This is a genomic window from Exiguobacterium aurantiacum (genome assembly GCF_024362205.1).
GTDB lineage: Bacteria > Bacillota > Bacilli > Exiguobacteriales > Exiguobacteriaceae > Exiguobacterium > Exiguobacterium aurantiacum_B.
This window is the reverse complement of the sequence record NZ_CP101462.1, coordinates 2,751,953-2,775,373: the sequence shown is the minus strand read 5'-3', so window position 1 is coordinate 2,775,373 and position 23,421 is coordinate 2,751,953. Positions and strand designations below refer to the sequence as shown.

Genomic DNA, 23,421 nt, shown 5'->3' with positions numbered 1-23,421 from the left:
ATGATTGAATCACTCGAATTGAAGGCGTGGATCGTTTTGGCGCGGACAATGGACGCGATCAGTGACCGTGTAAAGGACGATTTGAGACGCCACCAATTGAATTCAACAGAGTTCGGTGTTTTATCCGTATTGTATAAACGAGGGGATACCCCGCTCCAGCAAATCGGAGATCAAATTTTGATTACGAGCGGCAGTGTCACATACGTGATTGATAAGCTTGAAAAACGTGGCTTGATTGAACGTGTGGCTTGTCCATCTGACCGACGCGTCACGTATGCTTCGTTGACCGAAGAAGGCAAGCGCTTGATGGACGTCGTCTATCCCGAGCATATCGAAATCTTTAAAGACATTTACGGCCCACTCAGTGAAGAGGAGACGGAAATGCTGATCGACTTATTAAAACGAGTCGGTTATAACGCGGCAGGCAAATGACGCCTGCCTGTTTTTTTTTACTCAATTATCTTGAAGTTAAAATAATTGACTGTGAGATATACAGATGATATAGTTCAAACTGTTGTTACAAATAGAGATTACTTTTATGGAGGAACCCATTATGAAAAAGGTATTATACGTATCTGCTAACCCGAAACCGACAGAATTGTCATACAGCAAACAAGTCGCTGAAACATTCATGACGACACTCACGAACGAGAATGCGTCACTCGAAGTTGAGGCGATTGAACTTTACGATGTCGATGTCCAAGAGATCGACGGCGACGTCCTCAGCGCATGGGGCAAATTCGCATCAGGCGAAGCACTCACAGACGTCGAAGCGGCCAAAGTCGCAACGATGAACGGGATGCTCGAGAAGTTCATGGAAGCTGACATGTATGTGTTCGCGACACCAATGTGGAACTTCTTCTTCCCAGCCCGTATGAAGATGTTCCTCGATAGCGTCTTGACTGCTGGTAAAACGTTCCGTTACACAGAGCAAGGCCCAGTCGGTCTTCTCGAGAACAAACAAGCGATCCACATCCAAGGCACTGGTGGTATCTACACGGGTACCGACCTCAACTTCGCAGACGCTTACCTTCGTCAAGCACTTGCGTTCGTCGGCGTGACAGAAGTGACGACACTTCCGGTTGAAGGCATGAACCAATTCCCAGACAAAATCGAAGAAATCGTTGCTGACGCAAAAGCAAAAGCTGAAGCACTTGCGAAAGAAGTCGCAGGCGCGGTCACAGTATAATCGTCAAGGCGAGTCCAATCGGGCTCGCCTTTTTGTGTGCCGTCGATTCGGGTATGATAAGACGGAAAGGGGAGAGCAACATGGGAGAACAGTTATCAGACCGCCTGCTCGGGGATTGGAGCGACGTCATCGAAGCCGAGATGGCCGAGCCTTATTTTACTGACTTGAAAGCGTTCGTCGATGAGGCGTATGCGACATCGACCGTCTATCCGGTCCGAGAAGATATATGGAATGCGTTCGTCTACACGAAGTTCAAGGACGTCAAATGCGTCATTCTCGGACAAGATCCATACCATGGGCCGAACCAAGCGCATGGACTCAGTTTCTCGGTTCAAGACGGCGTCCGCTTCCCGCCGTCACTCCGTAACATTTTTAAAGAATTGCAGGACGATATCGGTTGTCCAATCCCGACTAGCGGGAATTTGGAAAAATGGGCCCGACAAGGCGTACTGTTGCTCAACACCGCGCTCACGGTCGAAGCAGGCAAGGCCGGGTCACATCGCGGGAAGGGATGGGAGCAGTTCACTGATTCCATCATCGAGCGACTCGGGCAGCGGGAAGAGCCGCTTGTGTTCATCCTATGGGGGAACGATGCGAAGAAGAAACAGAAATGGATTGGCCCGCAACACGCCGTCTTGACCTCGGTCCACCCGAGCCCGCTGTCGTCCCACCGCGGCTTTTTCGGGTCGAAGCCGTTCTCGCAAGTGAATGCGAAGTTGAGCGAGTGGGGACAATCTGAAATCGATTGGTGTTTATGACAGTCTGCACATGCAGACTGTTTTTTTGTTGACGGCGTCCGAATCGTCTGTTATTGTTACTAGCAACAAGATGCTTTAGCGCTTAAAAGCGAATGTGCATAGAAGCATAACTGTATAACAGTATAAAAGCGATGACCGAACCGAAGTAGAGACATCTTCCCTGGCCCAGAGAGCGTGTGGTGCTGCGAACACGCCCAAAAGATGAATCGAATTACAGTTTGCGAGCTCTCAGTTGTTGAGCGGTCCCCCGTTATCGGAGTAGAGTGACTAGACGTCCGTCTAGTAATCAGGGTGGTACCGCGGCCGAAGTCGTCCCTATCGAGTGAATCGATAGGGATTTTTTTACGTTCAGTCAATCAAAGGAGGAAACATCATGCTCACACAAATCATTCCACGCCATTTGGCCCCACATATTTCGCCACAGTTCTACGACGACTACACGCCGACGGATCATGCTGTCTGGCGCTTCGTCTTGCGACTGAACTTGCACACGCTTGAAGGGAAGGCACACCCGTTCTACATCGAAGGGTTGAAAAAGACGGGCATGGGGCCAGAGCGTCTCCCTGACGTTGAAAAGATGACCGAAGAGATGCGAGCGGCCGGTTGGTCGACGGTCGCGGTCGATGGACTCATCCCAGGCGTCGCTTTCTTTGACTTCCAAGGCAACGGCATGTTGCCGGTCGCGACCGATATTCGTAAAGTCGAGAATATTTTGTACAGCCCGGCACCAGATATCATCCACGAGGCGGCCGGTCATGCACCGATGTTGATGGATCCGGAGTTCTCCCAAATCGTGAAGCGGTTCGGACAGCTTGGAGCGAAAGCGTTCATGAATCGTGAAGAACACGCCTCGTTTGCAGCACTGAAACGATTGACCGTCGTGAAGGAGAATGCGAACTCGACGGACGAGGACATCGCAGCGGCCGAAGCGGCGGTTCATGCGGCCAAAGCCCAAGTAACCGGCTTCTCTGAAGCGCAACAAGTCGCCCGCATTTTTTGGTGGACGGTCGAGTTCGGTCTCATCGGTGAGGTGGACAACCCGCTCATCTACGGGGCAGGACTGTTATCATCGGTCGGGGAGAGCCGTCATTGTTTGACTGACGCCGTCACGAAATATCCGTTCAATTTAGAGCACGCACTTGAAACGAAACAAGACGTGACGAATATGCAACGCGAGTTGTTCGTCATCCCGGACTTTGAAGCGTTGAAGGACGCGCTAGAAGAACTCGAGTCACGGATGGCGGTCAACCAAGGTGGAATCGCCTCGCTCGAGAAAGCGCTCGCGTCGGGCAGTCAATCGACCGTCCGTCTGGAAGACGGGACGGATCGTGTCGGTGTGATTCGTCACGTGACACGCTCTGGGGCCCATGCGCTCGTCCAGTGGGACGACTGTGTGAACGTCAATCACGGTCAATTGACGAACTTACAGAACCATGGCGTACTCGTTCTCGATGGACCGCTTCAAGAAGTATTGGCGACGGCAGGGATTCGACTGGACGGACGCCTCGTCAGCGAGACGACGGAAGCGTTACAGTTCGAAGACGTCATCGTCACGATTGAAGACCGACAAATCCATCTCACGACACTTGAAGTGAGACAAGACACGCTCCCATCGATCTTCCCAGGCACCGAGATTGAAGAGCTCATCATCTTGGAGAAGCCGGTCCGCATCGAACGTGACGCCCGTGTTTGGACGAACGATGACCCGATGTTCAATCGAATTCGCAATATGCGGGAGCAAGGCGAGTCGATTGATGAGCTCGTACCGACGATTCTTGCGGATCATCCGGATGCCTGGCTGCTTCACATTGAATGTTTGGAACTCGTTGAGTCCGCTGAACTTCGACAGGTGTTGACAGAACGACTTCACGCGTTGCGTGAGACGTCGCCATCGCGTCATGAGTTGATTGGCCGCGCGCTTCGCTTGCTCAATTGACAAAAATAATCCCCGCCCTAATGGGCGGGGATTATTTGTCAGCGCGTCGTCTCACGCAAGAACGTGATCAAACGGCGATACGTGGCACTGGCTGCCGGCTTATCCATCTCAAAATGGTAGTCGTGGCCGAGTGTGTGCTCGTTTCGGTCATAAAAGACGCTCGTGACGTCCGCACGACCTGAGAGGATCGTCGCAAATTCTTTCGCTTGCGTCTCGAACGACCCGGTGTTGCCGTCAGTGATGAACGTCGGGACGAACGTGGCCGGGATATTCACGAGCGGTGACGCTTCAGCGACGACCGGCAAGTTCTCCCAGTTGTACGTTCCGAAGTAGGCCCACCCGATTCGTTTGAACAAGAAACGATTGACGGCCTTCGAAGACTCAACGATACTCCGTTTCAAATCGTACGGCCCCGACATGAGAATCGTGCCAAGGATGGACGATTTCGGGACGACTTGATTCACTTCGGCCGATGGTGCGTAGTCGTCGTTCAATTGAATACCGACGAACTGAGCGACGAGTTGGGCACCGTTCGAATCCCCCGCAAAGAAGACGCGGTCGAGGTCGAGCCGGAAGCGATCGTTGTTTTCAGCGATATACGTGTATGCCTCTTCAAGCTGTTGGAGCGGCACCGGGTACGTGACGTCAGGGGCGAGCGCATAATTGACGCTGACGACGTTGTAGCCGTTGCTTGCGATCGACGTCGCATACTTGAAGACGTCGGCCTTATCGCCACCGACGAACGAACCGCCGTGCACCCAAAAGATGGTTGGGACGATCTGCTTCTCACCTTCGTAGCGAATCAAGTCGAACGTTCCGTTCTCGTAAGCCGAATGGTAGTCGATGTCTTTACGGACCGACGTTTTTTGTACGACTTCCTCGAATCCTTTGATGGCGACTTCGTTCCCGCCGGAAAATGAGGTTTTGACGAGGCGTGAGGTCGGTTTCGGGGACAAGAATACATAAGCGGCACCGGCGACGGCCGTACCGACCAGTCCAAGTCCTGCTCGTTTCAATCCTTTATTCATCGTAATTCCTCCTTAAGTTCAACCTGGGTTGTCCATTTACCGATCGACGAGGACCGTTCCCATGAACGTTTCAATCACGTGCGCGATCCCGTCTTCATTGTTTGATTTCGTGATGAAGTCGGCTTTGCCTTTGACCGTCGTGTTGGCATTGCCCATGGCGACACCGAGGCCGGCCCATTCGATCATCGTCAAGTCATTGTTCCCGTCCCCGCAAGCGATGACGTGGGCTTGCTCGATGCCGACGTGTTCGGCGAGGAAGGCGAGGCTCGTCCCTTTTGTTACACCCGCTTCCGTAAATTCAAGGAAGAACGGTTTCGAACGTGCGACAGCGAGTTTGCCTTCGAGCTCGACTTGAAGTTTCGTTTCAATCGGAGCAAGCGTATCGCCGTCACCGAGCATAAGACACTTAACGACAGGCGTCGTGACCGTTTCTTTGAAGTCGGCGACATGGATGACTGGCATCCCTGTCAATTCACCTTCGATATCGGTATACGGGTTCGGTTGATCGGTTACGATTTCGTTACCGATGTACGTATGAATCGCGATTTCTTCCCGGACACTGATATCATGGAGATGGGCGACCGTTTCTGGAAGCAATGTACTCGAGAAGATTTCTTCATTTGTCTCACAGTTGATGATTGAGGCACCGTTAAATGAGAGAATATAGCTACCGTATTTGGCGAGCTCGAGTTCTCGGGCGGCATCCCACATCGCGTACGTTGGACGTCCGCTCGCGAGCACGACTTTATGTCCGCGTTCTTGTACATCCAGCAATGCCGCTTTCGTCTTGGCGGAAATCGTGTGATCGCTCGTGAGAAGCGTATCGTCCATATCTAAAACAATCATTTTGTAACTCATAATGGTAAGGAGTCCTCCTTCAGAATCTAATGACTCCATCCTAATACGATTTGAGGTCAATTGACAACCTTGTCGCAAAAACGTAACTATTAGAGTAGTGAATTTCAGAAGAGGTGGAATAATGAATCGAATATTAGTGGCCGAAGATGAGCATGCGATTCGCAGCTTTATCATCGTTAATTTAAAGCGGGCCGGATTCGACGTCTTCGAGGCGACGAACGGACGCGAGGCGGTCACGGCGTTCGACCGTGAACCGTTCGATGTCGTGTTATTGGATGTGATGATGCCCGAGATGGATGGGTTCGAGGCATGTGCAGCCATCCGTGACTTAGATGAGAACGTCGGCATCATCATGCTGACGGCACGCACACTCGAAGAAGATAAGATTGAAGGGCTCGGCAGAGGGGCGGACGACTATATCGCCAAGCCGTTCAGTCCGGGCGAACTTGTGGCGCGGATTCAAGCACTGCTCCGCCGCGTCGAGAAAGTGAAACGAAAAGAGAAGAAACGGTTGAAGTCAGGACCGTTCGCCATCGACTTGGCAGCGAAGCAAGTGACGAAATATGGGCAGTCCATCGATTTGACCCCGACCGAATATGATTTGATTTGTCACCTCGTCCAAAACGAGGAAGTCGTCTTATCGCGTGACGCGCTATTAGACGCCGTCTGGGGCATCAATTACTTTGGCGACAGAAAGACGGTCGACGTCAACATTCGTCGTCTCCGTCAAAAAATTGAAGACGACCCGAGCCATCCAGCTTATATCGAGACGCTTTGGGGGCACGGGTACAAATGGCGGAGACATGACGGATGAAGCAACAGCTCGTCATCCGGATTATGATCGTCATGACGTTCGTGCTCGTCTTGCTCGTGAGCGTCTTGTCATACGGAACGTACCGCTACTACTATGAATATGAATCAGAAGCCTTACTTAGCCATGCGACGACGAGTGCTTATCTCTATCCGCAGGCACAGGTCGGTTTTGAGACGCCGAGCGCGTTTTCGGTCCTCGTCCGGACGTTCGGGTATCCCGGCACTGATTTGACGATTGTCGACCGGACCGGTCAAATCATTAAAACGACGGGACAGCGGACCCAACAGTCGGCCTTCACAACGGAACAATTGCAAGATCTCGCCCGCGGTGAGTCTGTCGTTCAAGACTACGATGCGGAAGGGAACCACTATTTGTCGGTGACGAGTCCAATCATCACGGACGGCACGAGTGAATTCGCCATCAGCTTCACCCGGCCGCTTGCGGACCTCGACACGTTAATCCGCGAGATTTGGATGGCCGTCGTCATGATCGGCGTCTTGATTTGGTTAGTCGCACTCTATGCCGTCATTCGCATCGCAGACCGCTTCGTCCGACCGATCCGTGACATCATCGAGACAGCCGATGAGATGGCACAAGGTGATTTTGACGTCGAAGTCTATTCCAATGAAAAACATGAGCTCGGGGCACTGGCCCGGACGCTCACGTATTTAGGTGCGAAAGTGCAGCAGCACCAGTCGACGCGAAATGAGTTTCTATCGAACGTGTCACACGAGTTACGGACACCGCTCACCTCGATTAAAGGGTGGACCGAAACGATTCGGGGCGGGGACGAGAAAGTGTCGGACGAAACCGAGCTCGGCCTGAGCATCATCCATTCGGAGACAGAACGGATGATCGGCCTCGTCGAGCAGTTGCTCGATTACACGAAAATCGAAGAGAGTCGGCTCGTCTTGTATCGACAAGAGCTCGATCTCGTGTCGCTGCTACGGAAAGTGACGGTTCAATTGAAACAATCGCTCGAGGACAAACAAATCACGCTCATCGAACGGTACCCGCAAAAGTCGATTGGGCTGTTCGATGAGAACCGGTTGAAGCAAGTATTCCTAAACTTGCTCGAGAACGCCATTCGCTTCTCGCCGGAAGGAGGGACGTTGACGGTACGGTTCGTTCAGTCGGAACGGGTCGCGTTCATCTCGATCATCGACGAGGGACCTGGTATCTCACGGGATCACCTGCAGCGCATCACGGAAATGTTCTATCAGGCGCAAGTGACGAAAGGCAGCAGTGGTCTCGGTCTCGCCATCGCCAAAGAGTTGATCGAGGCGCATGAAGGGAAGCTCGTCATCGAAAGTGAGGTCGGTCATGGCACGACGGTGACCGTTTTGTTACCGCTCGACCCGAGCGAACTGCATTAAAAGGGTTAAACCTCCCGAATTCAGGATACATGTAATTGTATGTAGAATGAGGGAGGTTTTTTTGTGGCAACGAAACCGTTGAAACCATTGTCAGGAAGTCCGAACGCTGTCTCGACCGAAACAGCAATCGAAGCGCTACGCATGGATCCGCTCTCGTACGGGCGTGACCGCACTGAGAGCATGGAGACCATCAAGATGGTGATGGGGCAACTGCCTCGGACCGAACTCGTCGAGGAGACGGATGACACGTTTCATTACGTCGTATCGTCGAAAGTGATGCGATTTAAAGATGACGTCGAATTCCGATTCGACGATGAGACGAGACAAATCGAATTCCGCTCGGCGTCACGACTCGGTCATTATGACTTCGGCGTGAACCGGAAGCGGATGCAAGACGTGAGTGAACGATATCGGAGGTTGATGAGATGAAGGATTATCAGTTGATTGTCATCGGTGGCGGCGCGGCAGGCATGACGGTCGCAGCCGGTGCCGCAAACTTAGGCGCCAAAGTCGCCTTGGTCGAAAAGAAAAAACATCTCGGCGGGGATTGTCTACACGTCGGGTGTATCCCGTCGAAAGCATTGATTGCCGCCTCGAAAGAAGCGAGTAGCATGATGCAGGCGGCGCGTGTACTCGGAGCCGAGTTTGATGGCCGCGACCATTACCAGACGACGAAAGCGCGTGTCGACCGCGCTCGCGCCATCATCCAAGATCTTGATGGGACGGAGCGTTTCGAAAAGTTAGGAGTCGACGTGTATATCGGCGAGGCATCGTTCCAAAGCCCTTACGAGCTTAAAGTCGGTGATGACTTATTGATTGGGAAAAAATTCGTCATCGCGACCGGATCGAAACCGACCGTCCCGCCGATTGACGGATTGGATAATGTGCCGTACTTAACGAACGAACAAGTATTTGAAGAAGAGACACTGCCGGAAAGCATCATCGTCATCGGTGCCGGTACGGTCGGGCTCGAACTTGCCCAATCGTTCGCTCGTCTCGGTAGCCAAGTGACCGTGCTCGAAGCACAGGACACATTCTTGCCGAAAGAAGATGAGTCGGTCAGCAAGCTGCTCCGCTCACAGCTCGAGATGGCGATGCGCCTCAAAATCGGGGTGAACGTGAAGCAGATTGCGGAAGAGGGCGGACGTATTCACGTCACGACCGAAGTCGACGGCGAGACCGTCACGTATGAGGCCGACAAGCTGCTCATGGCGACGGGCCGTAAACCGAGAATCGATGAACTACGTCTCGACCGGGCCCACGTGGACGTGAAAGACGGTTTCGTCGACGTGTCTTCGACCTACCGGACGTCCCAGCCCCACATTTTCGCGATTGGCGACACAATCAAGACGTTACCGTTCACCCATGCGGCCGGAGAAGAAGGGAAAGCCGTCGTGGCGAACGCCTTATTCGGGCTGTGGAACAAGGTCGACTATACGAAGATGCCGTGGATCACGTTCACGGACCCAGAAGTGTTCCACGTCGGTATGACCGAGGCCGAGGCGCGTGAACGTCACGGCGATGACGTCGAGATTTTTGAAGCGAAACTGTCCGAGGTCGACCGCTTCGTCGCCGACCGTCAAGAGACGGGGTTTGTCAAAATCATCACACGTAAGAATGGCAAAATCATCGGCGGGCACGCCGTCGGGATGACGGCCGGGGATTGGATGCAAATCGTCGTCTATGCGATGCAGCGGGGCGATAAGATTGGCAAACTGTCCCGGATGATTTACCCGTACCCATCGCGTAGCGAAGCGGTCAAGAAGGCAGCCGACATGTACTGGCGGAAACGTTTGTTCAACAGCCCGCTCACCGAGCTCGCCCGTAAATATTTCGAATGGACCAGATAACGAAAAATCCCACTCTATCCAGAGTGGGATTTTCAGACTGTAGACAAAACATTGTCTGCAGTCTTTTTTTATTTGCCCGACCGGGCACAGCTCGCTTTTCTGGGGGCAAGCAGGGAGCCGCATCGCGACTTTGTCGCTGCTGGGTCTCCCTTTGCTTGCTAATCCCCTGGAAGTCTCGCCGTGCCCGCAGTCGGCCCACGCATCAATCCCTCTTTTCGTACCGTCGTCGCTTTTTTATAATGAGAGATATAGAAACAGTTATGGAGGCGAATCGGATGATCAGGAAATCAACAGAATCGGAAACCAATCGGACACAACTGGAGATGGTCACGCTCGACGAGCTTGTGCCAGCGGACCATCTGGTCCGAAAAATCGAGGCGGTGATCGACTTTGAGTTCATCTATCCGCTCGTGGAGGACTTATATTCTGAGGATCGTGGCCGGCCAAGCGTCGACCCTGTCGTCCTGATCAAGATGGCCTTTCTTCAGTACCTGTTCGGTATCCGATCCATGCGACAGACAATTCGTGAGATCGAGACGAACGTCGCATACCGTTGGTTTCTCGGGTTCGGATTCACGGACAAGGTGCCACATTTCTCGACGTTCGGGAAGAACTATGTGCGTCGGTTCCAGTACACGAGCTTGTTCGACGACATCTTCTATCATATCCTTGAACAGGCTGCGGACGCAGGGTTCATCGATCGCGCCGTCCTATTCGTCGACTCGACACACGTCAAAGCGAACGCAAACAAGCGGAAGCTCGTCAAGAAGACCGTCCGGCAAGAGGTGAAGCACTATCAGGAACAACTCGATGCCGAGGTCGAGCGAGACCGCGAAGAAAGTGGAAAGAAGCCCTTAGGGCCAAAAAAGAATCAGGCGGAGGAGACGAAGGAAATCAAGGTCAGCACGACAGACCCTGAGAGTGGATATTACGTAAAAGGTGAGCGTGAGAAGCAGTTCGCTTACTCGGTCCATGCGGCGAGCGACGCCCATGGGTTCGTGCTCGGTGCTATCGTCACACCGGGTAACGTGCACGATAGTGTAGCGTTCCCCAATCTGCTCGACAAGGTCTCCGACCGCCTGATTCAACCGTTCGCCGTCGCCGCCGACTCCGCCTATAAAAATCCGGCCATTGCCAAGCTGCTGATTGACCGTGGGATCCTGCCGGTCTTCCCATACACCCGCCCGAAGGGTAAGAAGGGCGCCTTCAAGACCAAGGATTTCATCTACGACGAGCACCATGACGTCTACATCTGCCCAAACAACGAGTTATTAACGTACAGCACGACGATGCGCGAGGGGAAACGCAAGTACGTCTCGAATCCCGCGGTTTGTGTGAACTGCCCGCTGCTCGAGCAGTGCACGAAGAGCCAGAAGCACCAGCGGATAATCGAGCGACACCTCTGGCAACCCTATATGGACGAGGTCGAAGACCTCCGCCACACGGAATTGAACCGCAACATCTATGACCGTCGTAAACAGACGGTCGAGCGCGTGTTCGCGGACGCAAAAGAGAAGCATGGCATGCGTTGGACCCGTTATCGGGGACTTGAAAAAGTTTCAATGCAGGCGATGCTTACTTTTGCTGCCCTCAATCTCAAGAAGATGGCGGGCTGGGCATGGAAGAACGCCCAGCCCGCCTGAAAAGGGGATCGGGCAGAGCGCCTAAAGGCCCGAAAACGACAAAATCACGTTTCAGTTCGCCTGAAACGTGACTTTGTCTACAATCTGAAAATCCCACTCTATCCAGAGTGGGATTTTTTCATGGCAAGACGATCGTCTCAATCATTTTAGGTGATCCTTCTGACAAGTCGACGAGCGGTTTGATCAACACTTCGACGCGGCGGTTTTTGGAACGTCCGGCTTCCGTGTCGTTCGTCGCAATCGGTTTATATTCTCCGTAGCTCGCCAGTGTGAATTGGCCAGGGTTCAAGGCGTCGTTCGTCAACAAGCCGCGCATGAAAGCCGTGGCCCGGGCCGAGCTGAGTTCCCAGTTCGATGGGAAGCGAGCCGTGTTGATTGGAATATTGTCCGTGTGACCTGAAACGACGATTTCACGATTGCCGGCCTGTTCGAGAATACCACTGATGGAACGGGCGACCGTCCTGGCATCAGCGTCAAGCGTCGCTTCTCCCATACTGAACAAAGCCCGGTCTTGAATCGTTAAGACGAGACCACTCGAATTGATGGTCGCTTCGATTTCATCCTCGAGGCCATTTTTTTTGATGTATTGATTGACCTCTTCTTTCAACTCATCGAGTTTGGCGAGCTCGTATGTCCGAGGATTCGCCGTCGTATCTGTTTTGTCCGTGCGGCTGATGTCACTGTTCGAGGCGGTCGAGGCTTGAAACACGCTCGTCCCGCCTGAAAACACTTGATTAAAGGATTGGGACATCTTTTCGAGCTTCGTCTGATCGACGTTACTCGAGGCGAACAAGACGATGAACAAAGCGAGCAGAAGCGTCAGGAGATCGGCATAAGGAATGAGCCAGCCTTCAGGGATATGTTCTTCATGATCATGCTTCTTTTTGCGCTTCATAGTTCGCTCGCTCCTTTGGAGACAAATACACGGCTAACTTATCTTCTAGCGTCTTTGGCGATTCTCCGCCTTGAATGGATAAAATCCCTTCGATCATCATTTCTTTGACGACGACTTCGCTCTTCGAATACTGCTTCAACTTGTTGGCGAACGGGAACCACAAGACATAACCACTGAAAATCCCGAACAACGTCGCGACAAAGGCAGCTGAGATGGCGTATCCGAGTTTGTCGATATCCGATAAATCTTTTAATGCGGCGACGAGTCCGATAACGGCCCCGAGTACACCGAGTGTCGGGGCGTATGTCCCCGCTTGCGTGAACACATCGGCGTTCGCCTTATGGCGTATTTCCATGTTCTCGATATCACGAGACATGACTTCGGCGATGTACTCCGACGGTTGGCCGTCGATGACCATCATCATGCCTTGCTTCAAAAACGGTTCTTCGACTTGTTCGAGTGCGGTTTCTAACGATAGTAATCCTTCTTTACGTGCTTGCGTCGACAAATCGACGAATTGTGTCAATAGGCCCGATTTACTTGGTAGCTCTTGCTTCTTGAATAAGATTTTAAAGAGTTGGGGCACCGTTTGTAACTGTTCTTTCGAGACGGCGATACTGACCGCTGCAGCTGTCCCGACGAAAATAATGACGAGTGCTGCCGGGTTGATGAGCGGGGCGACCCCCGCTCCTTTCAAAATCATTCCACCTATAAGCGTGAAGAAACCGAGTAAAAGTCCTATTAAAGTGACGACATCCATGTCTATGTTTTCCACCTTTCTAAAGAGATCGGGAGACAAAAAAAGCGAGAGACTTAACTCGTCTCCCGCAAATGCGTTCCCGATGGTTAAGCGCCGTTTTCGTCAATCAGCAGTTGAATGCTGATATTTCGTTCTTCACGCTCTATATCGGTTAACACGTCGTATTTTTTTAATAATGCGTACAATTGATTCACAACTTCTTGATCGAGGGACCAATGTAGCAGTTCTTCAAGCTGGAAATAGAGATGGGCGGGCATGCATTGTGATTGACGCGCCAACCTTCGCGAGACATCCGTTAGCGAATGATCTACCGTACTAGGGTCCACGGTTTCATTCAACCTCCTCAACATTCATAAAGTCTACCTATCATATTACCAAAAAATCGGACGAACGGTTAGCGATACATTTTTCTAGTTGGCAATTTTGCTAGTGAGGAGTAATATGAGCCTTAGAAAACTTGATGCGAAGGAGATAGCGAGATGCGACATCGATTGACCGTGCGGGAAATGCGCTTGAAGCGGATTGAAGCACTCTACCGGCTTGTGTTTGAAAAGCCGGCCCGTTTTATTGCGACAGGATTTTTGCTCGCCATCTTGACGGGAGCGACATTACTCTATATGCCGTTCGCACAGACGCAGCCGGTGTCGTGGATCGACTGTCTATTTATTGCGACGTCGGCCGGCACGGTAACAGGGTTGTCGACGATTGATATCGGATCCTCCTTCAACACGTTCGGTGAACTCGTCATCGTCGCACTGATTCAAATCGGCGGTCTTGGCTTCATGACGGTCGCCCTCATGTTGCTCAGTGTGCTCGGGAAGAAAATCGGCTTGAAACAACGGATTCTCCTTCAAGAATCGCTCAACTTGTCAGGGCCAGGCGGTACGGTCCGTCTCGTCCGCAACATTGTCTTCACGACGCTCATCGTTCAGTTCATCGGCATGCTGTTTTTGACGTTCGAACTGTACAGCACTGGCGATTATCGCTTCGGCGAGGCGCTTTATTACGGCTTTTTCCACGCGGTCTCGGCGTTCAACAACGCGGGATTCTCCCTGTGGCCGGATAGCTTGATGCAGTTCGAGCAGAACACGGCCATCGTCGTCACGATTGCTGTCCTCTTGATGATTGGAGGTCTCGGCTTCACGACGATTGCGGACGCGACCGAGGTGAAGCGTTGGAAACGGCTCGCGCTCCATTCGAAAATCATGATCGCGTCGCTCGCCATCGTCAACGGGATCGCCTGGTTCGCGCTCATGCTGTTTGAATGGGTGTCGGCTGAAGGGAGCTTATATGGACGTTCGTTCGGTGAAGCACTCCATGTCACTTTCTTTCAGGCAGTGACGACCCGGACGGCCGGTTTCAACACAATCGATATCTCTACGATGGCGCCTGTCTCCATCGGCGTCGTCTTGATTCTCATGTACATCGGGGCAGGGGCCGCTTCTACCGGGTCCGGGATTAAAGTGACGACCGTGGCCGTCATCTTGGCCGACATGTGGGCGTTCATCGTCGGGAAGAAAGAGACGGTCATTCTCGAACGAACGATCGATGCGTTCCAAATCAAAAAAGCGTATATGGTGGCCATCACCAGTTTCTTCTTTATTTTATCGATCACGGCGTTAACGATTTTGACGAACGGTCATATTTCGGCGACCGCGCTCTTATTTGAGACGGTGTCGGCGTTCGGCACGGTCGGGTTATCGCTTGGGATCACGGCAGAACTGAATGATGCCGGAAAAAGCTTCATCATGTTCATGATGTTGCTCGGCCGCGTCGGATCGTTGACGATTTTGTTCACGGTCGCACGACAAATGGACCGGAAGATTCGCTATCCAAAAGAGAAGTTGTTAATCGGATGACACACAAAAAGCCCTGGTCAGGGCTTTTTGTGTGTCTCGTAATAGGCGACGACTTTCGGCAAGTAGTCTTTCAAGTCGGGGCAGACGATGTCCGTCCCGCTCAGTGCCCGTAACGTCTGGGTCGTATCAAAGTGGACTTGATGCTTAAAGTAAGTGAGCAGTTCGCGAGGAACGCCGTAACGTTCCGATAGCTGTAATGCCGAGAATCCGGTCTCGGCGACCGCATGCGGAATCGTCCCGCGTGGTGGCCGTCCGAACATCTCTTCATGAATCATCCGGTACACTTCCCGGGCGCCGTGCGGGAACGGGTCCGTCAAATGAAACGTCCGTTTTAAACCGACGGGGGCGTGGGCGAGATAAGCGGTCGCCTCGACGACATAATCGTATGGGACGAGGTTCACTTCGATATTCTGTCGTCCAATGTACGGCAGCGGGGCGGCTTGGCGGAGCTGGTCCATCAGCTTCAAGACGAAGTAGACCCCGTCAAACTTTTTCGTCTCGCCGGTCTGACTATGGCCGATGACAATGCCGGGACGGATGATGGTCACCGGCATCGAGCCGAGCTCGCGCGAGACGATGGCCTCGGCTTCATATTTTGTCGCCTCGTAATGATTTTTGAAGCGGACACGGTGCCATAACTCGTTCTCATAGACGGTGCCTTGGCGGCGTCCGGACACATAGGCCGTGCTGAAATAGACATAGCGCTTCAAGTGCGGCGCCCGTTTCGCGAGCGAGGTGATGTGTTTCGTCCCGAGCAGGTTGATGCGATACCCGACGTCGTAAGGGATGCTCAAATCGTACGCGGCGGCCAGATGAAACACGTAATTCACTTCGCGTTCGATGACCGAGCGCATAATCGGGTCGAGCACGACTTCCGGCAGCGTGATATCGGCCTCGACGAGCACGAGCTGATCGTCCCGTAACGACGTGGCATCCAATAGCTCCTGTTTCAAAGCGAGTGCACCAGAACGTTCGGTCGGGAGGTGGAGTGCGTAAATCGTCCCGATTTGATTCGGCAAGGTTGCGAGGTGTGTGATCAGTTTCCCGGCCAAAAAACCTGGGAAACCGGTGAAAGCATAATGGTTCATGACGTCTCCTCCGCTAAGTCCAACGTGAACGTGAATGTCGAGCCAACTCCTACGCTCGACTCGACTTCGATACTACCGCCGTGTGATTCGATGATTTCCTTACAAATCGATAAACCGAGGCCGGTTCCACCGATTTGACGCGTGTCTGAATTATCGACGCGATAAAACTTTTTAAACAGCTCTTCGAACGCATGCTCGGGAATCCCGATACCGAAGTCTTGAATCGAAACGTGGGCTTGGTTGCGTTCATGGCGGACCCGTACCTCGACCTCATGGTGATGGGGCGAATACTTGATCGCGTTCGAGAGCAGGTTGATGACGACTTGCTCGATGCGGTCTTTGTCGGCGATGAGGTGAAGCGGTTCATCGGCATCATCGAAATGAATCGAGTGATTGCTCGTCTCGCGGAAGCGTTCGACGACATCGCGGACGAGTTCGTTCAAGATGAAGTGGTCTTTTTTATACTCTTGATTGCCGTCTTCCATCCGTTGAATGTCGAGAAAATCGTTCAACAGGTCGGTCAGACGTTTCGCTTCTTTCGCCATCGTTTTTAAGTAGCGTTCACGCTTCTCCGGGTTCAAGTCGCGAGTGAGCATCAGCTCGATATATCCCGACAGTGACGAGAGCGGGGTACGGAGTTCGTGTGAGACTGTGCTGACCAGTTCATTTTTGATTTGGTCCATCCGCTCTTCCTCGGTCCGATTGCGGAACACGAATAAGAAGCCACTATCCATTCCGATTTGGCGTTTGGTGTCCATGCCCGTCCCATACATCTCGTAATACTGTTCGTCCCGGTCGTTCGGTTGCGGAATCGAGAAGCGCATCGACACTTCTCGGGCCGAGCCGTCGAGCAATAAATCGATTTTTTTCAACATCTCGGTACGGTCACGCGCGCGGAACGTCGTCAGGAGCGGGATTCGCTCTTGCATCTTGTTCGGGGCGATACCAGGTAAATCGAGCAGACGGCGGGCGTGCACGTTCATGAACAGGACGCTGCCGTTCGATTCCGTCAAGACGAACGCTTCATTGGACGCTTGTAGAATCGATTGGATGATATCTCGTTGCCGGGCGATGGCGTTCTTCTCCCGCTCGAGCATGCGCTCGACTTTCTTCCGGTCGCTGATGTCACGCATGACGGCGACACGGAGCGTCTGGCCTTGGAACGTCACTTCTTTCGGGTACACTTCCATCTCGAGGAACGTCCCGTCCTCACGACGACCGATGACCTCATAAGGTGTCTGGATATGGTTCCGGATTCGGCGCAACACGTCGGCCCGGTATCCTTCGGCGATGAATTCGATCGTTTGGCGACCGACCATCTGTTCGGCCGGGATTCGGAAAATCGTCTCGGCGGCCTTGTTCGCATCTAAGATCGTCCCGCCTTCATGGAATAGGACGGCTTCGATGACCGATTCGGCAAACATGCGATAGCGCTGTTCTTTATGAAGCAACTCGCCTTTCAGCGCAATTTCAGGACTGACATCGAACACGAAAAAGAAAAAGCCGATGACGCGTGCCTGTTCATAGACAGGGTGCATGAACAGTTTTCCGACGAAATGGGTCCGGTCTTTTCGTTGGAACTTCCATTCACGGTCGCCTTGGTCTAACGCCACACGCAGCATCTGTTCGAATGACAAGAGCCGCTCCGTCTCGTCTTGGTAATGGGTCCGCTTCTCGCTCAATTCTCTTGACTCGAACAGACCGAACGGGGTCATCTCATAGAGTACTTCGTGCGGCGCGTAGCCGAACAGCTCGGTCGCCCCTTTATTGAAGCGATTGATTAACAGATTGGCATCGGTCATGATCATCGCCATATCGAGTTCGGTGTGCATCATCGCCTCAAACGCGTTGTGTTGCACCGTCACCCGCGTATCGAGCGGGAGCGGCTCAATCGAGAGGATGTAGACATCGCCATTGGGGATGGCGTGAATCCGGATCGTCGGCATCTCATACGTCCAAGACAACCCTTGCTCCATCCGTCGTGACAGCTCCATCGTAATCGGTGACTGATTGACCATATGAAAGATGTTCGATCGCGTTTGTAAGTCTTCAGGGAATTGCTCTAAAAACGGACGGTTTGCTTGGACGATCGTCCCATCCGTCGTGATTAACGCTACACCGTAAGGCAAGGCGTGCAGCAGTTCGTTTTGGAGATATCCTCGGTTCTCCATTAACGATAATCCCTCCTTCTCTATATCAAACGGGTACATCTTCAATACATTCGACAGCTCCCCCTTTGTTTTCCTGCCTTCAAACGGTAAAGTGAAGACAAGAACACATAGAGAGGGCGATGGACGTGAAAGGAATGGGGCTCAGCTTGTTGATTGCCCTCGGGTTATGGTGGTGGGATGCGCCGGTATGGAGCATCATTGCATGCGTAGGCGCCGGTCTGCTTTGGCTCATTTGGCGGATGCGTCTTTCGACCATCCACCGCATCGATCGGATGGACGGCCGAGAGTTTGAATTGTTTTTGGAGGAAGTGTTCACCGCGCTCGGTTACACCGTCACAGTGACACCGGCGTCGCGTGACTTCGGGGCGGATTTGCTCCTTGAAGCAGAAGACGGATGGTCAATCGCGGTCCAGGCGAAACGCTATGAAAAGGCAGTCGGACTTGAAGCGGTCCAACAAGTGGCGGCGTCAGTTCCGTACTATGGCGTGAACGAAGGCTGGGTCGTGACAAACTCATCTTATACCGATAGTGCGTACGAATTGGCGGAACCGAATCAAGTTCGTCTGATTGCAAGAATGGAGCTCGAAGAGATACTGAAACAAGCCGGTTTTAAGCGATAACATCAGGCGTGTTCACAACTTTGACAGAATGGCGGATTGTGTCGAAGAAAAAGGGGTTGTCTTTTTCATCAATCGATGCAATAATCATCTTCGTCATATGAAATATGTAGTCGCTGAAACGAGAAACGGCGGCTAGCAGTACCAATTTGGGGGTTTCATAGAAAGACCAACCAAACACACACAAATCCAAGGTTGGAACGTATTAGGAGGAAAAGCGGTGCGCAAATTAATTTATGTAAAAGGTTGCGTCTTTACGCAAGGCGAAGCAACCATTTATGACGAGACAAATGATGCGATCGGATCTGTTCACCGCGACGCGGAGGGCAGTGTTCAAGTGCACAACTTGTCAGGCCGTCAAATCGCTCATGGGAAGTACATCCCAAACTGTCAAAAGTGGGTCGTCATGAACCACGACGGGCAAGCGATTGGTCAGTTGAAGGACAAATTCTCGTTATTCGGGAAAAAGTGTGAGTACAACGTCTATGAACGCGGTCTCTATACGATTCAATACGATGTCGAGCGCTACAAGTTCAGCGTTCGAGACAAAGCAGGCAAGCTTGTGGCGGAACTTCGCAAACAAGACGATGACTGCTTCTGTTTGACGAAAGAGGCCGACCAACTCTCGATGTTCGAGTTGTTGTCTGTCCTTAAAACGTTGACAGTCAAATCACGGATGCCAATCGCGGTATCGGTGTGACCAATATGACGAACACCAGTCACGGCGACTGGTGTTTTTTTATGAAAAAAAGCTCCATTCGACGAGGTCAAATGAAGCGGTTCAAATAATGTTTCGCCTCGATCTCGAGTGTCGTCACGCGGTGCGCGTATAAACAGAGTTTAAGGACGTGCAAGATGTTCGGATGGGTATAGCCCATCTTCTCGATCGAACGCTTCGCACGGGTGTCGAGAAGCTCGATCGGGCTCGTCGATTTGGCATACTCGGCGTAGAGACGATAAAAGTCGATTGGTGAGATAAGGTCGTCTTCATCACGGTCAGGGTTGTTGAAGATGAGCGCGAGGAGTGAACTCGTCTCTTCTAGCGAGAACAAGTGCTTCAAATCATCCAGTAAATAAATGATAGCCGCTTGTTGGAGCGAATACTTCTTGCCGACCCGGGGCACGCCGATGATTTTTCGGACTTCTCGTTTCGTCCAGTTTTGAATCGTGGTGGCGGATAAGTGTTCGCCCGTCAACGTGTTCGCCAAAGCGACGATTTGATTGATCGATAATCCGTTCTTTTCAATATGGAACAAATGGATTTTACGAAGTTCTTTCGGGAAATGCTCGCGCACGTCCTCCGGGAAGAGAGAGATGGCCCGGTCTACGTCGCCAACCCGCATATAATGAAGGCAATCAGCCAAAGTTTGAATCGAAATTGCGTCGCGCATACAGGCATCCTTTCTATAGCCTCCTACGTCCGTTGGCTATACAGTCATTTGACCTCATTCTACCAAATGTTTGAAAAGGAAGCTAGGCTATCGCCTGATTAAGGTATAATGGATACATATAAAAAATGTAGATAAAGGTGGTCCAAAGATGAATGAATGGGTCAGTTCCATCCTGTCCATCGTCATTGTCCTGGTGTTTCTCGTCGGTCTTGAACAGATTGGCAAACGCCTCGGCTGGACGGATGAGACAATTCGAAAGAGTGTACATATCGCGGTCGGCCATTGGTCGCTGCTCGCAGTCTGGTTAATGGAGACTTGGTACGTCGCAGCCGTCCCGCTCGTCTTTTTCACGTTTGCGAACGCATTGCTTCTTTATAAGAGTCCGTCACCGGTCCACCAGACGGAGCGCAAATCACTCGGTACGGTCTATTATCCGATCGCCTTGCTCGTCATCCTGTACTTTTTCTTCGAATCGGAGCCGCTCGCCTTTTTGGCGGGATCGCTCGTTTTGGCCTGGGGGGATGGCCTGGCCGCGCTCATCGGACGGAAGTACGGAACAGTGACGTATGACCTATACGGACAGAAGCGCTCGTTCCAAGGCAGTATGGCCATGTTCCTCAGTTCGTACGCTGTCCTCTTTTTATTATTTTTGTGGGATGATATTCCGCTGTGGCAAGTGGTAACATATGGATTCATCATTTCCATCATTGCTACGTTGACAGAGGCGATTTCGTATCGTGATTGGGATAATTTCACAATTCCTATCGTGGTGGCAGTGGCTACATCATTATTGCTATAAACTAATTGCTCCATTGTAAAGAAAACGTTGCTTGTCACCCTTGGCAAAGATTTGTATACTGTGTTTCGTACTGAAATCATTCAGTGACGTGTCTGCCTCTCTCTTGACGAACCGAGGCATGCTTAAAATAGAACGTAAAGGATTGAGGCAACGCATGAGCTTTTTAGATCAACTACTTACTATCATTCCGGCCGATCGCGTCAACCAAGACGAACCACTTTCGGCACACACGTATACAAAGTTAGGCGGGAAAGCTGATTATTTCGTGGCCCCGCACACGTATGAGGAAGTGCAAGCCGTGCTTGAACTCGCTCATCGTGAACACGTCCCGTTCATGATTCTCGGGTTCGGATCAAATTTGATCGTCCGTGACGGCGGTCTCCGCGGCATCGTCTTGAACTTGAACGAGTTGAAAACGATTCGTCGAGACGGGAATCAATTGATTGCCCAAGCTGGCGCGGCCATCATCGACGTGTCGCGTCAAGCACTCACCGAGGAGTTATCAGGCTTAGAATTCGCCTGTGGCATCCCAGGAACGGTCGGTGGTGCGGTGTATATGAACGCAGGTGCTTACGGCGGAGAGACGAAAGACGTCATCACAAGTGCGGTCGTGTTGTCGCCTGAAGGCAAACTCATGACGCTCACGAAAGATGAACTCGATCTCGACTATCGGACGAGCCGGATTTCGAAAGATGGCTTGATCGTGCTTGAAGCGACGTTCGAACTCGAACCGCTCGGCTATGAGGCGATCAAAGAAGTGATGGATGACTTGACGTATAAGCGCGAGTCGAAACAACCACTCGAATATCCGTCATGCGGCAGCGTCTTCAAACGACCGCCGGGTTATTTCGCCGGTAAGTTGATTCAAGACTGCGGCCTGCAAGGGAAGCGGATTGGCGGCGCGGAAGTCTCGCTCAAGCACGCTGGATTCATCGTCAATATCGACGCGGCGACGGCGACCGAGTACATCTCGCTCATCCGTCACGTCCAAGCGACCGTGAAGGAGAAGTTCAAGATTGAGCTTGAACCTGAAGTGAAAATCATCGGTGAGGACATCGCTGTCGAGAACGCCTAAACACGCAAACGCTCGAACCAATCGGTTCGAGCGTTTTTTAATGGGAGACGACATCAAAAAAGCCGCCAGTATCATAGCTGGCGGCTTTACGTTTATGCTTGTAGTTGCTTCGTGATCGCTTCAGCAGGCGCGACGAATGTGTAACCGAGGTCACGGGCGACGGCTTCATACGTGACCGTCCCATCGACGACGTTCAGACCTTTGAGTAAGGCTGCGTTCTCGCTTAGCGCGGGGAAAATCCCTTTTTGGGCGCATTCGACGATATACGGCATCGTGGCGTTCGTCAAACCGAGTGTCGATGTGCGTGGGACGGCACCAGGCATGTTGGCGACGGCATAGTGTTGCACGCCATAGCGCTCATACGTCGGTGCGTCATGCGTCGTGATGTGATCGATCGTTTCGCAGATTCCGCCTTGATCGATGGCGACATCGACGATGACCGATCCTGGTGACATCTGTTGGACCATTTCTTTCGTGACGAGTTTTGGTGCTTTCGCGCCCGGGATGAGCACGGCCCCGATGACGAGGTCACTCTCGGCTACTTGTTTGGCGATATTGTAGCTGTTTGAGATCAGCGTGTTAATCGTATTACCGAATTGGTCGTCGATTTGGCGCAGGCGGGCTGGACTGATGTCCATGATCGTGACGTTGGCACCGAGACCGATAGCGATGCGGGCTGCGTTCATCCCAACGACACCGCCCCCGATGACGGTGACGTTCGCACGCGGTACGCCAGGCAGGCCAGACAAGAGAATTCCTTTTCCGCCGTGCGGTTTTTCAAGGATTTGGGCGCCGATTTGTGCGGCCATGCGTCCAGCGACTTCACTCATCGGTGTGAGGAGCGGCAACGTGCGGTCAATTTCGACCGTCTCGTAAGCGATCGCCGTCATTCCAGAATCGACGAGTGCTTTCGTGAGTTCTGGTTCGGCCGCCAAATGCAAATACGTGAAGAGCGTCAAGTCAGGACGGAAATAACGATATTCAGACGGTTGCGGTTCTTTGACTTTCAACGCCAACTCGACGTTTCCCCAAACGTCGGCCGCCGTATCAACAATCGTCGCTCCAGCATCGACATATTCCATATTTGTGAAGCTACTCCCGACTCCAGCTTCGGTCTCGACGAGCACCTCATGTCCAAGTTCTGTTAACACGGCTGCACCCATCGGCGTCAAGGCGACGCGGTTTTCGTTATTCTTAATCTCTTTCAATACCCCGATTTTCATGTATAGCTCCCCTTTCTCTCTACTGACACAATTTGTTCACACTTCTAGTATAGACCCATCCGAAAACGCTGTCTTTAGCATGGATTCTAAA

Annotated in this window: 23 protein-coding genes and 1 other annotated feature; of the genes, 14 read left to right on the top strand and 9 right to left on the bottom strand. The window is 52.2% G+C overall.

What is annotated here, in order from left to right; translation table 11 throughout:
* The 4 genes from NMQ00_RS14430 (at position 1) to NMQ00_RS14415 (ending at position 3,883) form a co-directional block, all read left to right on the top strand.
* A complete protein-coding gene (locus NMQ00_RS14430; RefSeq protein ID WP_131434715.1) occupies positions 1-432 on the top strand; it encodes a MarR family winged helix-turn-helix transcriptional regulator in 432 nt (143 codons plus the stop codon).
* Between the two features lie 121 nt (positions 433-553).
* On the top strand, positions 554-1,189 hold the full coding sequence (locus NMQ00_RS14425; RefSeq protein ID WP_255177228.1) for an FMN-dependent NADH-azoreductase: 636 nt from the start codon (positions 554-556) through the stop codon (positions 1,187-1,189).
* A gap of 80 nt (positions 1,190-1,269) precedes the next feature.
* The gene (locus NMQ00_RS14420) at positions 1,270-1,947 is read left to right on the top strand and encodes a uracil-DNA glycosylase (RefSeq protein ID WP_255177227.1); all 678 of its coding nucleotides are present in this window, start codon (positions 1,270-1,272) and stop codon (positions 1,945-1,947) included.
* Positions 1,948-2,069: 122 nt separating this feature from the next.
* Positions 2,070-2,267: a binding site (T-box leader), on the top strand.
* 53 nt (positions 2,268-2,320) lie between these two features.
* On the top strand, positions 2,321-3,883 hold the full coding sequence (locus tag NMQ00_RS14415; RefSeq protein WP_255177226.1) for an aromatic amino acid hydroxylase: 1,563 nt from the start codon (positions 2,321-2,323) through the stop codon (positions 3,881-3,883).
* A gap of 38 nt (positions 3,884-3,921) precedes the next feature.
* On the opposite strand, the gene NMQ00_RS14410 is transcribed toward NMQ00_RS14415, so the two are convergent.
* Both NMQ00_RS14410 and NMQ00_RS14405 read right to left on the bottom strand, forming a co-directional pair.
* Positions 3,922-4,911: an alpha/beta hydrolase gene (locus NMQ00_RS14410; RefSeq protein WP_255177225.1), complete on the bottom strand. Its 990-nt coding sequence runs from the start codon at positions 4,909-4,911 to the stop codon at positions 3,922-3,924.
* Positions 4,912-4,947: 36 nt separating this feature from the next.
* Positions 4,948-5,769, bottom strand: a complete 822-nt coding sequence (locus NMQ00_RS14405) for a Cof-type HAD-IIB family hydrolase (protein ID WP_255177224.1) — start codon at positions 5,767-5,769, stop codon at positions 4,948-4,950.
* 121 nt (positions 5,770-5,890) lie between these two features.
* Between NMQ00_RS14405 and NMQ00_RS14400 the strand changes: the two genes are divergently transcribed.
* From NMQ00_RS14400 to NMQ00_RS14380, 5 genes are all read left to right on the top strand, one after another.
* Positions 5,891-6,583 (top strand): response regulator transcription factor, encoded by a 693-nt coding sequence (locus NMQ00_RS14400; RefSeq protein WP_034780802.1) that lies wholly within the window; start codon positions 5,891-5,893, stop codon positions 6,581-6,583.
* Positions 6,580-7,959, top strand: a complete 1,380-nt coding sequence (locus tag NMQ00_RS14395; RefSeq protein ID WP_255177223.1) for a sensor histidine kinase — start codon at positions 6,580-6,582, stop codon at positions 7,957-7,959. The genes NMQ00_RS14400 and NMQ00_RS14395 overlap by 4 nt, the downstream gene beginning before the upstream one ends.
* Before the next feature lie 63 nt (positions 7,960-8,022).
* The gene (locus NMQ00_RS14390; protein ID WP_255177222.1) at positions 8,023-8,388 is read left to right on the top strand and encodes a DUF1499 domain-containing protein; all 366 of its coding nucleotides are present in this window, start codon (positions 8,023-8,025) and stop codon (positions 8,386-8,388) included.
* Positions 8,385-9,809 carry a dihydrolipoyl dehydrogenase family protein gene (locus tag NMQ00_RS14385; RefSeq protein ID WP_255177221.1) on the top strand — a complete coding sequence of 475 codons (1,425 nt, stop codon included), beginning with the start codon at positions 8,385-8,387 and terminating at the stop codon, positions 9,807-9,809. The genes NMQ00_RS14390 and NMQ00_RS14385 overlap by 4 nt, the downstream gene beginning before the upstream one ends.
* A 275-nt stretch (positions 9,810-10,084) precedes the next feature.
* Positions 10,085-11,452 carry an IS1182 family transposase gene (locus NMQ00_RS14380; RefSeq protein WP_255177220.1) on the top strand — a complete coding sequence of 456 codons (1,368 nt, stop codon included), beginning with the start codon at positions 10,085-10,087 and terminating at the stop codon, positions 11,450-11,452.
* Positions 11,453-11,570: 118 nt separating this feature from the next.
* Here the strand turns inward: NMQ00_RS14380 and NMQ00_RS14375 are convergent, their stop codons facing one another.
* From NMQ00_RS14375 to NMQ00_RS14365, 3 genes are all read right to left on the bottom strand, one after another.
* Complete coding sequence (locus NMQ00_RS14375; protein ID WP_255177219.1) at positions 11,571-12,347, bottom strand: flagellar motor protein MotB; 777 nt, start codon at positions 12,345-12,347, stop codon at positions 11,571-11,573.
* Entirely contained in the window at positions 12,325-13,107 is a 783-nt protein-coding gene (motA, locus tag NMQ00_RS14370; protein ID WP_034780808.1) for a flagellar motor stator protein MotA, read from the bottom strand. The genes NMQ00_RS14375 and motA overlap by 23 nt, the downstream gene beginning before the upstream one ends.
* A gap of 86 nt (positions 13,108-13,193) precedes the next feature.
* Positions 13,194-13,445, bottom strand: a complete 252-nt coding sequence (locus NMQ00_RS14365; RefSeq protein ID WP_255177218.1) for a hypothetical protein — start codon at positions 13,443-13,445, stop codon at positions 13,194-13,196.
* A gap of 141 nt (positions 13,446-13,586) precedes the next feature.
* On the opposite strand from NMQ00_RS14365, the gene NMQ00_RS14360 reads away from it, so the two are divergent.
* Positions 13,587-14,966 carry a TrkH family potassium uptake protein gene (locus NMQ00_RS14360; RefSeq protein WP_255177217.1) on the top strand — a complete coding sequence of 460 codons (1,380 nt, stop codon included), beginning with the start codon at positions 13,587-13,589 and terminating at the stop codon, positions 14,964-14,966.
* 17 nt (positions 14,967-14,983) lie between these two features.
* Here NMQ00_RS14360 and NMQ00_RS14355 read toward each other — a convergent pair whose 3' ends face one another.
* Both NMQ00_RS14355 and NMQ00_RS14350 read right to left on the bottom strand, forming a co-directional pair.
* Positions 14,984-16,054, bottom strand: coding sequence for an SDR family oxidoreductase (locus NMQ00_RS14355; RefSeq protein WP_255177216.1), 1,071 nt, complete (start codon positions 16,052-16,054; stop codon positions 14,984-14,986).
* Positions 16,051-18,225, bottom strand: a complete 2,175-nt coding sequence (locus NMQ00_RS14350) for a PAS domain-containing sensor histidine kinase (RefSeq protein WP_255177215.1) — start codon at positions 18,223-18,225, stop codon at positions 16,051-16,053. Before NMQ00_RS14350 ends, NMQ00_RS14355 begins: the two co-directional genes overlap by 4 nt.
* A 119-nt stretch (positions 18,226-18,344) precedes the next feature.
* Between NMQ00_RS14350 and NMQ00_RS14345 the strand changes: the two genes are divergently transcribed.
* The gene (locus tag NMQ00_RS14345) at positions 18,345-18,845 is read left to right on the top strand and encodes a restriction endonuclease (protein WP_255177214.1); all 501 of its coding nucleotides are present in this window, start codon (positions 18,345-18,347) and stop codon (positions 18,843-18,845) included.
* 217 nt (positions 18,846-19,062) lie between these two features.
* Positions 19,063-19,542, top strand: coding sequence for an LURP-one-related family protein (locus NMQ00_RS14340; RefSeq protein WP_021068133.1), 480 nt, complete (start codon positions 19,063-19,065; stop codon positions 19,540-19,542).
* Between the two features lie 67 nt (positions 19,543-19,609).
* Here the strand turns inward: NMQ00_RS14340 and NMQ00_RS14335 are convergent, their stop codons facing one another.
* Positions 19,610-20,233 (bottom strand): DUF1836 domain-containing protein, encoded by a 624-nt coding sequence (locus NMQ00_RS14335; protein ID WP_034780815.1) that lies wholly within the window; start codon positions 20,231-20,233, stop codon positions 19,610-19,612.
* A 148-nt stretch (positions 20,234-20,381) separates the two neighbouring features.
* Here NMQ00_RS14335 and NMQ00_RS14330 point away from each other — a divergent pair, with 148 nt between their 5' ends.
* On the top strand, positions 20,382-21,032 hold the full coding sequence (locus NMQ00_RS14330) for a diacylglycerol/polyprenol kinase family protein (RefSeq protein WP_255177213.1): 651 nt from the start codon (positions 20,382-20,384) through the stop codon (positions 21,030-21,032).
* 154 nt (positions 21,033-21,186) lie between these two features.
* Positions 21,187-22,107, top strand: a complete 921-nt coding sequence (murB, locus tag NMQ00_RS14325) for a UDP-N-acetylmuramate dehydrogenase (protein WP_255178728.1) — start codon at positions 21,187-21,189, stop codon at positions 22,105-22,107.
* 92 nt (positions 22,108-22,199) lie between these two features.
* Here the strand turns inward: murB and ald are convergent, their stop codons facing one another.
* Positions 22,200-23,330 carry an alanine dehydrogenase gene (gene ald, locus NMQ00_RS14320; protein ID WP_255177212.1) on the bottom strand — a complete coding sequence of 377 codons (1,131 nt, stop codon included), beginning with the start codon at positions 23,328-23,330 and terminating at the stop codon, positions 22,200-22,202.
* Positions 23,331-23,421 lie beyond the last annotated feature (91 nt).